General features: G+C 66.5%; 13 protein-coding genes. 6 read left to right on the forward strand and 7 right to left on the reverse strand.

Features of this window, described 5'->3' with window-relative positions; genetic code table 11:
* Nucleotides 1-819: an alpha/beta fold hydrolase gene (locus tag ASD75_RS04780; protein ID WP_056743647.1), complete on the forward strand. Its 819-nt coding sequence runs from the start codon at nt 1-3 to the stop codon at nt 817-819.
* Nucleotides 820-980: 161 nt separating this feature from the next.
* Nucleotides 981-1,328 carry an Mpo1-like protein gene (locus ASD75_RS04785; RefSeq protein ID WP_056743649.1) on the forward strand — a complete coding sequence of 116 codons (348 nt, stop codon included), beginning with the start codon at nt 981-983 and terminating at the stop codon, nt 1,326-1,328.
* A gap of 104 nt (nt 1,329-1,432) precedes the next feature.
* Here ASD75_RS04785 and ASD75_RS04790 read toward each other — a convergent pair whose 3' ends face one another.
* Nucleotides 1,433-2,683 carry a YihY family inner membrane protein gene (locus tag ASD75_RS04790; RefSeq protein ID WP_056743651.1) on the reverse strand — a complete coding sequence of 417 codons (1,251 nt, stop codon included), beginning with the start codon at nt 2,681-2,683 and terminating at the stop codon, nt 1,433-1,435.
* 21 nt (nt 2,684-2,704) lie between these two features.
* On the opposite strand from ASD75_RS04790, the gene ASD75_RS04795 reads away from it, so the two are divergent.
* Genes ASD75_RS04795 through ASD75_RS04810 form a run of 4 tightly spaced genes read left to right on the forward strand, consistent with a single transcriptional unit; the run spans nt 2,705 to nt 5,737 of the window.
* On the forward strand, nt 2,705-3,136 hold the full coding sequence (locus tag ASD75_RS04795) for a DUF2069 domain-containing protein (RefSeq protein ID WP_056743653.1): 432 nt from the start codon (nt 2,705-2,707) through the stop codon (nt 3,134-3,136).
* Between the two features lie 57 nt (nt 3,137-3,193).
* The gene (locus tag ASD75_RS04800; RefSeq protein WP_056743655.1) at nt 3,194-4,609 is read left to right on the forward strand and encodes an FAD-binding oxidoreductase; all 1,416 of its coding nucleotides are present in this window, start codon (nt 3,194-3,196) and stop codon (nt 4,607-4,609) included.
* 19 nt (nt 4,610-4,628) lie between these two features.
* On the forward strand, nt 4,629-5,096 hold the full coding sequence (locus ASD75_RS04805) for a GNAT family N-acetyltransferase (RefSeq protein ID WP_056743657.1): 468 nt from the start codon (nt 4,629-4,631) through the stop codon (nt 5,094-5,096).
* A 20-nt stretch (nt 5,097-5,116) separates the two neighbouring features.
* Nucleotides 5,117-5,737, forward strand: coding sequence for an SMI1/KNR4 family protein (locus ASD75_RS04810; RefSeq protein ID WP_056743659.1), 621 nt, complete (start codon nt 5,117-5,119; stop codon nt 5,735-5,737).
* A gap of 143 nt (nt 5,738-5,880) precedes the next feature.
* Here the strand turns inward: ASD75_RS04810 and ASD75_RS04815 are convergent, their stop codons facing one another.
* The 6 genes from ASD75_RS04815 to dalD form a co-directional block, all read right to left on the reverse strand.
* On the reverse strand, nt 5,881-6,351 hold the full coding sequence (locus ASD75_RS04815; RefSeq protein ID WP_235511541.1) for a GNAT family N-acetyltransferase: 471 nt from the start codon (nt 6,349-6,351) through the stop codon (nt 5,881-5,883).
* 14 nt (nt 6,352-6,365) lie between these two features.
* Nucleotides 6,366-6,641, reverse strand: a complete 276-nt coding sequence (locus ASD75_RS04820) for a hypothetical protein (RefSeq protein ID WP_055402739.1) — start codon at nt 6,639-6,641, stop codon at nt 6,366-6,368.
* A gap of 75 nt (nt 6,642-6,716) precedes the next feature.
* Entirely contained in the window at nt 6,717-7,763 is a 1,047-nt protein-coding gene (locus tag ASD75_RS04825) for a PfkB family carbohydrate kinase (RefSeq protein ID WP_056743663.1), read from the reverse strand.
* Between the two features lie 28 nt (nt 7,764-7,791).
* Nucleotides 7,792-9,276, reverse strand: a complete 1,485-nt coding sequence (xylB, locus tag ASD75_RS04830; protein ID WP_056743665.1) for a xylulokinase — start codon at nt 9,274-9,276, stop codon at nt 7,792-7,794.
* Between the two features lie 127 nt (nt 9,277-9,403).
* On the reverse strand, nt 9,404-10,339 hold the full coding sequence (locus ASD75_RS04835; RefSeq protein WP_056743668.1) for an AraC family transcriptional regulator: 936 nt from the start codon (nt 10,337-10,339) through the stop codon (nt 9,404-9,406).
* A 29-nt stretch (nt 10,340-10,368) separates the two neighbouring features.
* Nucleotides 10,369-11,772, reverse strand: coding sequence for a D-arabinitol 4-dehydrogenase (dalD, locus tag ASD75_RS04840; protein WP_056743670.1), 1,404 nt, complete (start codon nt 11,770-11,772; stop codon nt 10,369-10,371).
* Nucleotides 11,773-11,791: the final 19 nt, after the last annotated feature.

Raw genomic sequence — 11,791 nt, forward strand, 5'->3', positions numbered from 1 at the left:
ATGCACATCCAAGTCAACGGTGCCGCCATCTACTGCTACACCGGCGGCAAGGCATTTGATGCCGCCAAACCGACCGTGGTGTTCATCCACGGCGTGCTTAACGACCACAGCGTGTGGGCCCTGCAAAGCCGCTACATGGCCAACCACGGCTGGAACGTTCTGGCCATCGACCTGCCCGGCCACTGCCGCAGTGGCGGCGATGCGCCCGCCACGGTGGAGCAAAGCGCGGACTTCATCGGCGCGCTGCTCGATGCCGCGGGCGTGCAGCGCGCGGCGCTGGTAGGCCACAGCTGGGGTTCCCTCATCGCCATGGAAGCCGCTGCGCGCCTGAAGGACCGCATCAGCCACCTGGTGCTGGTGGGCACCGCCTTCCCGATGAAGGTGTCGCCCGCACTCATCGAAGCCTCGCAGACCGCCCCGGAGAAGGCGATGCGCATGGTCAATGTGTTTTCCCGCAGCACCCTGTCTGCGCCCCCGTCGGCCCTGGGCCCGGGCACCTGGGTGTTTGGTGCAGGCATGGCGCTGGGGCGCAAGGTGCTGCGCAGCAATACGGCAGTCAATGTGTTCCACCGGGGATTTGTGGCCTGTGACAGCTATGCCGGTGGCGAAGCGGCCATGGCGCAACTGACCTGCCCCGTGCTGTTTGCGCTGGGCAGCCAGGACCAGATGACGGCGCCCAAGGCCGCACAGGGACTCGTCAAGGCCGCCCAGGCGGCGGGCAAGCAGGTGCAGATCGCCCATCTGCCCGTGGGGCACAACCAGATGACCGAGGCGCCTGAAGAAACACTGGCCGCCATCCGGGACTTCCTGGCCCGGTGACTCCCAAACCCCGGCGCGCTGGCAGGCCCGCCGGGGCTTTCAGAACCTGTTCAAAGCGGCAGACCCGTTGGCGACACCACACCCGCACTGCCCCGCTGGTGCGCACCGGGGTCACGGCGTATAACGCGGGCAGAGCCCCAACGCCGCCCGGAGACAACGCCATGACCACCCAGACTGCCACCCCGCAACCAGCGCCCAGCACGGACCCTCGGGCCTTCAAGCGCTTCGCGGACTTCTACCCGTTCTACCTGAGCGAGCACAGCAACCGCACATGCCGCCGCCTGCATTTTGTGGGCTCCACGCTCACGCTGGTCTGCCTGGCCATGCTGGTGGCCACGGGCAAGCCCCAGTACCTGCTGTACGGCCTGCTCTGCGGCTACGGCTTTGCCTGGGTGGGGCACTTCGGCTTTGAAAAGAACAAGCCCGCCAGCTTCAAACGCCCGCTGTACAGCTTCATGGGCGACTGGGTCATGTACAAGGACATCTGGACGGGTAAAGTACCCCTGTGAGATGACTTGGAGCCCCAGAGGCTGGAAGCGCTAGTGCAACATGCCTTTTTAGCTATTATTTGTATAGCAACGAGCCGCTATTTGAAGGCAGTCATTCACCCCGGTCAACGCGCCTGCAGCACATCCGCCATGTGCAAGCTTTCGAGCCTGGCGTTGACCCACAGCGGCCCCAGGCTGTCCACGCGCTGCAGCAGCAAGCGCTGCACCAGGGGCGCAAGCAAGGTGCTTTCCGGGTCGGCCAGCAGCACATAGCGGGACTCGGGCACGTCGGCCGCACTCACCGCAGCATCGGCCACCTGTCCGACCCAGTCCAGCGCGGTCAGGGCTTCCAGCACCGGCTCCAGCTGCAATCCATCGACCCGCAGCAACTGGGCCAGCTGGCTGGGGCGCAGGCCCTTGATGGGCTGCTGGCGCGCACGGTGCAGCGCCTGCAGCACCTCCACCGCCAGCTGAAACGTCCAGCCCGCCACCGTGCCGCGCCGCGCCACCCCCGCCAGCAGGCTGGGCAGGTACGCGGTCACCACCGCCCCCAGCAGCACGATGACCCAGGCCACATAGATCCAGACCAGCAAGATGGGCAGCGTGGCAAACGCGCCGTACACCACCGAGTAGGTGGGCACCTTGCCCAGGTACACCGCCAGCACCTTCTTGGCCAGCTCGATGCACACCGCGACAAAAAAGCCGCCCGTCCAGGCGTGCCGCCATTTCACCGGCGTGTTGGGCACATAGTGGTACAGCGACGCCATGCCGCCCGCCAGCACCACAAACTGGATCGAATCGAACAGCAGCTGGACGCCGTCCGGCAGGCGCTTGACCAGCCCGCCCGAGGCCGACATCACATACGAAGTGAGCGCCAGGCTTGCGCCCATCAGCAACGGGCCGAGCGTGATGGCCGCCCAGTAGATCAGCACCCGCTGGCCCAGCGGCCGCAGGCGCTGCACGCGCCAGATGTCGTTGAGCGTGCGGTCAATGGTCAGGATCAGCGCCAGCGCCGTGGCCAGCAGGATGCTGAACCCCGCCACCCCCAGGCTGCTGGCCTTGGCCGCAAACTGCGTGAGGTAGCCCAACACCTGCCGCGAGATGCTGTCGGGCACCAGGCTGCTGACCAGCCAGCCCTGCAGCGCGTCCTGCAGCTTGCCGAAGATGGGAAATGCGGTGAACACCGCCAGCGCCACCGTAAAAAACGGCACCAGCGCCAGGATAGTGGTGAAGGTGAGGCTGCTGGCCGTGAGGCCCAGGTGGTCCTCACGAAAGCGCTCACGCAGTGTCTGGGCCGTTGTCTTCCATGGGAAGTGCGACAGTTCATTGATCAGCGCCTCGGTGCGCGAGCCGACTGTCTGTAGGGAAAGAGGCATGGCCGATATGATGCCACCCCAATGACTGCCTCCCCCGCCATCCCTTCCCCACCGTCCGACAGCGGTGTTGCTGCCACCCGCTGGCTTGCCACCGGCAGCCTTCTCGCCCTGATTGTTCTGTGCCTGGCCTGGGAACTGGTACTGGCCCCCTTGCGCCCAGGCGGCACCTGGCTGGCGCTCAAGGCCCTGCCGCTGTGCATCCCGCTGGCAGGCATCCTGAAAAACCGCATGTACACCTACCGCTGGGTCAGCCTGGTGATCTGGCTGTACTTCACCGAAGGCGTGGTGCGCGGCTGGGGCGACAAGCCCCCATCGCAATGGCTGGCCTGGGGCGAAGTGGCCTTGTGCCTCGTGCTGTTCACCGCCTGCACGCTGCATGTGCGCGTGCGCCAGCGCAACGCCAAAGCAGCCGCCGCTGTGGCAGAAGCCAGCGCTGCACCACCCGCTCCCTGATCCCCATGTCGCAGCCCTCCGCTACCCGATCAACCCACTGAACCCGTCGCTTCACCCATGACCACCTTGCTCGACACCCTGCGCACCATCCTCGGCCCCGCCCATGTGCTCAACGAAGGCGATCTCACCGCCTGGGAACAGGACTGGCGCCGCCGCGTGCGCGGCAAGGCCCTGGCCGTGGTGCGCCCTGCCAATACGCAAGAGGTGGCCGCTGTAGTCAAGGCCTGTGCGGCAGCGGGCACCGGGATCGTTCCGCAAGGCGGCAACACCGGTCTGGCCGTGGGCTCGACGCCCGATGACAGCGGCACACAGATCGTGCTGAGCCTCACGCGCATGAACGCGGTGCGCAGCGTGGACACCGACAACCTGACCATGACGGTAGAAGCGGGCTGCATCCTGCAGAACCTGCAGGACGTGGCCGAGAAGGCCGGCGTGCTCTTCCCGTTGAGCCTCGCTGCCGAGGGCAGCTGCACCATTGGCGGCAACCTGGGCACCAACGCAGGCGGCACGCAGGTGGTGCGCTACGGCAATGCGCGCGACCTGTGCCTGGGCCTCGAAGTGGTCACGCCGCAGGGCGAGGTGTGGGACGGCCTCAAGGGCCTGCGCAAGGACAACACCGGCTACGACCTGCGCGACCTGTTCATTGGCAGCGAAGGCACGCTGGGCATCATCACCGCCGCGACGATGAAGCTCTACCCCGAGCCCGCCGCGCGCCTCACCGCCTGGGCCGCCGTGCCATCCATGGAGCACGCGGTGGCGCTGCTGGGCCTGGCGCACAAGCAGCTGGGCGCGGGCCTCACGGGCTTTGAGGTGATGGGACAGTTTGCGCTGAGCCTAGTCGGCAAACACATGCCGCAGCTGCGCGTACCCTTCCTGGGCGACGACAACGTACCCTGGTGTGTGCTGCTCGAAAACTCCGACAGCGAATCCGAAGAACATGCGCGTGCACGGTTTGAATCGCTGCTGGAGACCGCGTTTGAAATGGGCTGCGTGACCGACGCCGTGGTGGCCGAGAACCTCACCCAGGCGCACCAGCTGTGGCACATCCGCGAGAGCATTCCGCTCGCCCAGGCCGAAGAGGGCCTGAACATCAAGCACGACATATCGGTGCAGATTTCGCGCATCCCCGCCTTTGTGGCCCACACCGACGCGGTGCTGCAGCGCGAGATCCCCGGCGTGCGCCTGGTCAACTTCGGCCACCTGGGCGACGGCAACCTGCACTACAACGTGCAGGCACCGGCAGAAGGCGACTCCAAGGCCTTCCTGCGCGAGCACGAGGCGCATGTGAACCACCTGGTGTACGAGGCCGTGGCCGAGTTTGGCGGCTCGTTCTCGGCCGAGCATGGCATCGGCGAACTCAAGGCCGACAAGCTCGCCAAGTACCAGTCGCCCGTGGCGCTTGGCATGATGCGCGCCATCAAGCAGGCGCTGGACCCGCAGGGCATCATGAACCCCAAGCGCGTGCTGCAGTAAACCCACTGAAAGCTGACCCATGACCGCTGCCGTGACTGTGCGCCCGGTTCAACCCGAAGACTACGCCGCCTGGCGACCGCTCTGGGACGGCTACAACGCGTTCTACGGCCGCTTTGGCGCCACCGCGCTGCCGGAGCACATCACGCAAGCCACCTGGCAGCGGTTTCATGACGCGGCAGAGCCCATGTTCTGCCTGGTGGCGCAGGACGATACCAGCGGCGAGCTGCTGGGCCTCACGCACTATGTGTTTCACCGCAGCATGACGCGCATCGAGCCCGTGTGCTACCTCAGCGACCTGTTCACCCGCGAAGCCGCGCGCGGCCGGGGCGTGGGACGGGCGCTGATCGAAGCGGTGTACGGCGCAGCGCGCGCCGCCCAATCGTCCCGCGTGTACTGGCAAACCCACGAGACCAATGCCGCCGGGCGCCAGCTGTACGACAAGCTGGCCAAGCACCATGGTTTCATCGTGTACGCACAAGAACTTTGACAGCCACCCAAGGTCTGCCCATGACACTGCCTGATCTGCACCGCGCCATCGCCGAACACAAAGGCACGTTCTCCTGTGAGCGCATCAACAAGCCGCAAGAGACCAAAACGGTGAATTTTCAGCACCACATCCAGCCCCCCGCTGCGCTGGATGCCCCCCTGCCCGGTGTGGGCCAGCTCGTCGCTTTCTACGCCACGTTCGGCGGCGTGCTGCTGTACCACGATGCCGACTCGGGCGACGCCGCCCGCTACATGGCCCCGCCCGCTGAATGGCCCACGCTGCAAGAGGCGTTTGAGGGCTGGACGGAACACCTGAGCGACGAAGAACGCGAAGAGATCCTGCCCGACTGGATCGAGCACTGCCAAGTGATTGGCGAGACACCCCATTCGGGCAACTACATCCTGATGGCGACCGATGGCGAGTGCGCCGGCCAGGTGTTCGAGTTCGACCACGATGGTTTTGAGTTCACCCACGCGGCCGACGACCTGGTGGACTATGTGCAGCGCCTGCTCCACCTCGACAGCCCCACGCTGGCCAACATCGCTTCGCACATGCGCTTCATCGACAAGAACACAGGGGCGCAGTGGTGGATTCTGGAAATGAATGACAACCAGGGCCACCGGGTGCGTACCGACGTGTGAGCTGCGGCAAGGCTGGGAGCACCAATTGCTATAAAAATAAGAGCTTTCAGCGCATATAAATTGGGCGCCAGAGGCCATTTTTTCTAAAAATTCGCTCTCTCATCCGTGACACGAAGGGCGACGCCACGGCAGAAAAGGTGAAGTCACAACACCTTGCGCATTGGCTGTGCCTGTAGCCCCGCCCAGGTTTGCACTGCTCCATGCGGCACATAGCCATGGCGGCGATAAAAGGCCTCCGCAGTGCGTGTGCTCTCCAACCCCAAAGCTGCGAGCCCCACCTCGCGTGCATGGGCCTCGACGCGCTGCAGCAGGCCCCGCCCCACCCCTTGGTGCAAGGCCTCTGGCACCACATAGCAAAGCGCCAGCGTGGGCCGCGCCAGCAGCGCAAAGCCCACCATCGTGTCGCCTCGGTATGCCCCCCATGCTGCAGCGCCCGGCGCGGAGATCCACGCAGTCAGGTTCTCGGGCGTCTTGTTGGCCAGCCAGGCCATCAGAATGGTGGGGTCATGGCCGTGGTCCAGCGCACAGCAGTGGGTGATGGATTGACGGATGACCGTGCAGGCGGCTTCTGCCGCCTCGGGGCCCACCGGGATGATCCGTGTGTCCTGGGGCACTGCGCTAACCGCAATCACGCCGAAACCAGCCCTGCAAGCGCGACAGCCAGCACAGCGAGCACCCCATAGAACAACAAACCCACGAATATCAGGCCGTTGGTCGTCACCACACGTTGTCCTTCATGCCGGAACGACAGTGCGCCCGCTGCACTCCAGGTCCGCGCTTCGTTGCTGCCCCAGCGCTCAGAGCGCCAGCGGCCCAGGCCGACCACCCGCACCACCTGAGCACCCGTGAAGACGATCAGCACTTCAACCACTGACCACAGCATCGCAACCAGAAACTCCGTCATCGGCATCCTCCGCAAATCAGCGACGGCAAATGATAGACGGCCTGCCACTCCAGAGACGGTGACCGAACCCCCATGTCAGCGTGGGTCTTGGGCTGCGGGATGCTGCTGGCTCCATGCGCGGGCAGCCTCCCAGCCTGGCGGTACGCAGCCTTGCTCCATCACGCACAAACTGGCGCTGGCCAGCGCATGGCGCAGCGCATGGCGCAGCGCATGCTGGCACGCATCGGCCGCCAGCGCTTCGACAAACCGCACAAAGCTCGCACCACCGGCAGCCTGCGATTGCCCCAGCAGGTGAGCCAGCAGCCCGGCCAGAAAGCTGTCGCCCGCGCCCACGGTGTCCACCACTGGCAGCGGCTGGGCCTCTTGGGCAAAACGCTGCACGCCGTTGCGGTGCAGCAGCCAGGCGCCTTCCGCGCCCAGAGTGAGCGCCAGCAGATGGGCCTGTGGGTTGGCGGCCAGCAGGTGCTGTGCGCGGGCCAGGGTATCCACACCAGGCACAGCCAGATGCTCCAGGTCTTCGTCGCTGGCCTTGATGATGTGGGCGTGGGCCAGCGCGGCGTGCACCGTGGTGCGGTAGGCCGGCAGGTCGGGCATGACGGAGGGGCGCAGATTGGCATCGACCACCACACAGCGGCCTGCGGCGCGCTGGGCGGCCAGCCACGGCAGGTAGATGGCAGTGTCACGCGCGTCGAGCGCCAGCGCGCCGGTGCACACCAACTGCAGCGCGGGCAAGGCGGCGCAGCTATCGCCCAGACCTGCGGCGGACACGGCGCGGTCGGCCACGCCTTCACGGTAGAAGGCGTAGTCGGGGTGGCCATGTGCGTCGAGGTTGACCACGGCCAGTGACGTGACCTGCTGCACGGGCTCGGGCTGGGCCAGCACCACGCCGTCAGCCACCAGTTGCGCAGCCAGTTCACGCCCAAAACGGTCGCGCGACAGGGGGTTGAGGTACTGGGTGCCCACGCCTTGGCGGGCCAGCGCACGGCACAGGTTGTAGAGCGCGCCGCCCAGGCACGGCAGGTAGCTGCCATCGGGGCGGCGGATCAGGTCGATGAGGGCCTCGCCGGCAATGGCGGCGTGGATGGGCGCTGTGCCGTTGGAAATCGTGGATGCGGAAGTCATGGACGTTTGGGAGGAAGCAGACAGTGCGTCAGAACTGCGATTGCAGCGCGGGGTACAGCGCGACAAAGCGGGCATAGCGTTCGGCCAGCTGGGCTTGTTGTGCGGGCTGTGGCATGAAGGTGGCGTCAGCAGCCAGGGGCTGGCACCAGTGGGCTTCGTCACCACCGCAGGCCATGGCCGCCAGGCGCGCAGCCCCCAGGGCGGCTGCGGCGTGTGCGCCCTGCGGGCGCTGCAGCGGGGCGCCCAACGCGCTGGCCAAGAGCTGCGCCCAGGGGTTGCTGCGGGCACCGCCACCGACCAAGGCCAGGGCTTCATCATCCCGGCGGGCAGCACCACCCTGCCCGGCCCCGGCGGCACGCATGGCGTTGAGGCCATCGAGCAGGCCAAAGCCCACGCCTTCCATCACGGCATAGGCCAGGTCCGCCGCTTCATGCTCGGCCCGCAGGCCCATGAACACGCCGGTGGCAGCCGCGTTGTTGTGGGGCGTGCGCTCGCCACTCAGGTACGGCAAAAACAGCGGCGCCTGCGCCCGGCGGGTGGTGCTGAGGACGCTGACGGCGTCAGACAGTTGCGCCTCGTCGCCACGCCCCGTGAGCCGGGTGACCCAGCCAAACGCACTCGCTGCACTGAGCATGACTGACATGTGGTGCCAGCGCTGCGGCAGCGCATGGGCAAAGGCATGCACGGCGCGCTCGGTGGCAGGCGCAAAAGCGTCCGTCACGCGAAAGACCACACCCGAGGTGCCCAGCGACACAAAGCCCTGCCCCGCAGTGCGGGCGCCCACGCCCACGGCACTGGCGGCGTTGTCGCCCGCGCCAGCAGCCACGACGATGCTGTCACCGAGCCCCCAGCGGCGTGCCACATCGCTGCGCAGTGTGCCGGTGGGCGCACTGCCCTCGGCCAGCGTCGGCATGTGCGAAACATCGAGCCCACAGGCTTGCAACATGGCCGGGCTCCAGGCGCGCGCCTGCACGTCCAGCCACAGCGTGCCCGATGCGTCGGACATGTCGCTCGCCATATCGCCAGTGAGTTGCAGGCGCAGCCAGTCCTTGGGCAGCAGCACGGTGCGGATCTGGTCAAACACGGCGGGCTCGTGCATGCGCAGCCACAGCAGCTTGGGCGCGGTGAAGCCGGGCATGGCGAGATTGCCGGTGATCTGGCGCGAAGTGGGCACAGCCGATTCCAGCTGCGCACATTCGGCGCTGGCACGGCCGTCGTTCCACAAGATGGCCGGGCGCAGCACCTGGCCCTGCGCGCCCAGTACCACCGCGCCGTGCATGTGGCCCGAGAGGCCGATGCCCCGCACCTGCGCCCACGCTGCGGGAGCCTGCGCGTGCAACTGCGTCACGGCAGTCTCCACGGCGGCCCACCAGTCGGCGGGGTGCTGCTCGCTCCAGGTGGGCTGGGGGCGCAGCTGGGGCACGGCGGCATCTGCCGTAGCGACCACAGTGTGCGCATCGTCCAGCAGCAGGAGCTTGACACCCGAGGTGCCTAAATCGATTCCGAGGTACATGGGTGATGGACAGATGTCAGTGATTCACAGTGAAAGCCATGGCCCGGCCTTTGCCTTTGGCGGGCTGCGTGAAGGGGTCACGCAACAAGGGCCTCCCCCCCTCTCAGGGTGCAGATCCGGCCAGGGATCAGGAAGTCTTTCCAAACCTTCCCGCGCCCTGCTTGCGGTACTCGCTGGGCGTCATGCCCTTGATGTCCAGAAAGCGGCGGTTGAAGTTGGCCATGTTGTTGAAGCCCACGTCATACGCAATGTGGGTGATGTAGCGCTCTGTCTCCATCAGCAACTGGCACGCGCGGTTCACGCGCACCAGGTTCACGAAGTCGGTGAAGGTATTGCCCGTGGCGCGGCGGAAGAAGCGCGAAAAGCGGCTCTCCGTCATGCCCAGCTCTTGCGCCAGGTCGGCCGCCGACAGCGGGTCGGCCAGGTGGTCGGTGATGCGGCTCACGATGGCGTTGATCTGGTCGAGCTGGGTGTCGTTGTCCTCGCTTTGCAGCTGCGTGCTCGACAGCAGACGAAAGTCGGTGCAGCGCGCCAAGTCGCTCATGAATTCGCAGAACGCGCCGAACCGGGCCAGCCCCTGGCGCGCCTTGATGCGGTGCCAATGCTCTTGCGCCTGCGCTTCCATGCCAAAGAACTCCACACCGTGGCGCGCGCGCTCCAGCAGAGGCAGCACCTCGCGCAACTCGGGGATGGTTTCGCTGCTGGCCACCAGGGGCGCGTGCGAGAACTGGATCACCAGGTCGCGCAGCGGCACGCCCCCTTCGGGCAGGTCCATGCTGATCCAGTTGTGCGGCAGGCGCGGACCCGTCAGCACCAGGTGGCCGGGCTGGAACTGCCCGATCCAGTCGCCCACGAACACCTTGCCCGAGGTCGCGGTGATCAGGTGCAGCTCGTACTCGTCGTGGTAATGCCAGCGCGCCAGCGGCGTGGGAAACCCGTGCGACAAACAACGGATGAAGCCCGCCGTCTCGGGCGACTCGTAGCCCAGAGCGGGCGAGCGCACATAGTCGTGCTCCAGCTCGGGCTTGGTCTGGCGCGGGGCGATGGGCATCTTCACGGTCATGGCGATAGTGGGCTCAAATTACACCAGCATCAGGCGCCTGTCCGCTCCGCCACAAAAGCCAGCACGCGGGCATAGGCTTTGCGCAACGCGTCCACCAGTTGGGGGTGGCTGGCCATCTCGCCCCACAGGGTCGTGTCGGCCGCAAAGGCCGCCACAGGGTCAGCGGCATCGCAGATGGCATGGGCCACGGCGGGGTCCATGGCCTGGTCCTGGTAGGTGTAGGGGATCTGCCCCGCGTGCCAGCGCTGCAGGTAGGCCAGGAACAGCGCGGGCAACATGGCCACGCTGTCGAACGAAGCGTTGCGCGCGAGCTTGTCGCGGATGGTGGGCGCAATCATGCCGGGGATCTTGGAGAACGCATCCATGGCCACGCGCTGGTTGGTGTCCGCAATGGCAGGGTTGCCGAAGCGGTCCAGCACGACGTCACGATACTGCTCCAGGTTGATGGGGCATGGTTGCTCGGGCGTGTGGAGCACCGGGATCGCGTCGTCGGTGACGTAGTCGTAGGCCATCTGGCGAATGGCCGCGTCGTGTGTGCCTTCGTGGATGTACTGGTAACCCGCCAGCGTGCCCGCCCAGGCAATGCAGCTGTGGGTGGCGTTGAGCAGGCGGATCTTGGCCTCTTCGTGCGCCTGCACCGACTGCACCATCTCGACACCGACCGTTTCCCACGAGGGGCGGCCTGCGATGAAGTCGTCTTCGATGACCCACTGGATAAAGCTTTCACCCATGAGTGCGGCCTTGTCGCCCCAACCCGTTGCAGCCTTCACGCGCTCGGCCACATCGGGCGTGGGGCGCGGCGTGATGCGGTCCACCATGGCGTTGGGGCTGGTGGTGTTCTGCTCTACCCACTCTTTCAGTGGCGCATCGCCCAGCGCCTCGATGAACTGCAGCAGCCCGCCGCGCGAGCGGTCGCCGTTGTGGCGCAGGTTGTCGCAGTTCATCAGCGTCACAGCGCCCGCACCGGCTGCCCTGCGCGCGCGCAGGATGCTGACCAGACCGCCGTAGATGGTGTGGCCTGCCTGCCCCGCCTTCACGGCCGCCAGGTCGGCCCGCAGGTCGGCAAACGTGGGCCAGTCCAGCTGGTTCTGGGCATCCAGGTAGTAGCCCGCCTCGGTCACCGTGAAGCTGATGATGCGCGTGGCGGGGTCGGCGCCCATGGCAATCAGCGGGGCCAGGTCATCCTGGTAGGGGATCACCCGCTGGATCGACTCGATGACGGTGTAGCTGCGCTCGCCTTGGGGGGTGACGGTTTCGAGCGTGTAGCGCCCATCCTGCGCTTGCAGCGCCGCGATGGTGTCCGCCATGTCGGGGCGCAGGTTGCCGCCTGCGATGGCCCAGCCAGTGTCGCCCTGCTGGCGCAATGCGTGAACGTAAACGGCCTGGTGGGCGCGGTGGAACGAGCCCAGGCCCAGGTGCAGGATGAAATTCATGGTGCGTGACTGCGGGTTT

Origin of the sequence: Acidovorax sp. Root568, assembly GCF_001427445.1 — a bacterium.
Lineage (GTDB): Bacteria > Pseudomonadota > Gammaproteobacteria > Burkholderiales > Burkholderiaceae_C > Acidovorax > Acidovorax delafieldii.

Coding starts and splice junctions, on each gene's coding strand:
- ASD75_RS04780 (WP_056743647.1), top strand. CDS start 1: ATGCACATCCAAGTCAACGGTGCCGCCATCTACTGCTACACCGGCGGC.
- ASD75_RS04785 (WP_056743649.1), top strand. CDS start 981: ATGACCACCCAGACTGCCACCCCGCAACCAGCGCCCAGCACGGACCCT.
- ASD75_RS04790 (WP_056743651.1), bottom strand. CDS start 2,683: ATGCCTCTTTCCCTACAGACAGTCGGCTCGCGCACCGAGGCGCTGATC.
- ASD75_RS04795 (WP_056743653.1), top strand. CDS start 2,705: ATGACTGCCTCCCCCGCCATCCCTTCCCCACCGTCCGACAGCGGTGTT.
- ASD75_RS04800 (WP_056743655.1), top strand. CDS start 3,194: ATGACCACCTTGCTCGACACCCTGCGCACCATCCTCGGCCCCGCCCAT.
- ASD75_RS04805 (WP_056743657.1), top strand. CDS start 4,629: ATGACCGCTGCCGTGACTGTGCGCCCGGTTCAACCCGAAGACTACGCC.
- ASD75_RS04810 (WP_056743659.1), top strand. CDS start 5,117: ATGACACTGCCTGATCTGCACCGCGCCATCGCCGAACACAAAGGCACG.
- ASD75_RS04820 (WP_055402739.1), bottom strand. CDS start 6,641: ATGACGGAGTTTCTGGTTGCGATGCTGTGGTCAGTGGTTGAAGTGCTG.
- ASD75_RS04825 (WP_056743663.1), bottom strand. CDS start 7,763: ATGACTTCCGCATCCACGATTTCCAACGGCACAGCGCCCATCCACGCC.
- xylB (WP_056743665.1), bottom strand. CDS start 9,276: ATGTACCTCGGAATCGATTTAGGCACCTCGGGTGTCAAGCTCCTGCTG.
- ASD75_RS04835 (WP_056743668.1), bottom strand. CDS start 10,339: ATGACCGTGAAGATGCCCATCGCCCCGCGCCAGACCAAGCCCGAGCTG.
- dalD (WP_056743670.1), bottom strand. CDS start 11,772: ATGAATTTCATCCTGCACCTGGGCCTGGGCTCGTTCCACCGCGCCCAC.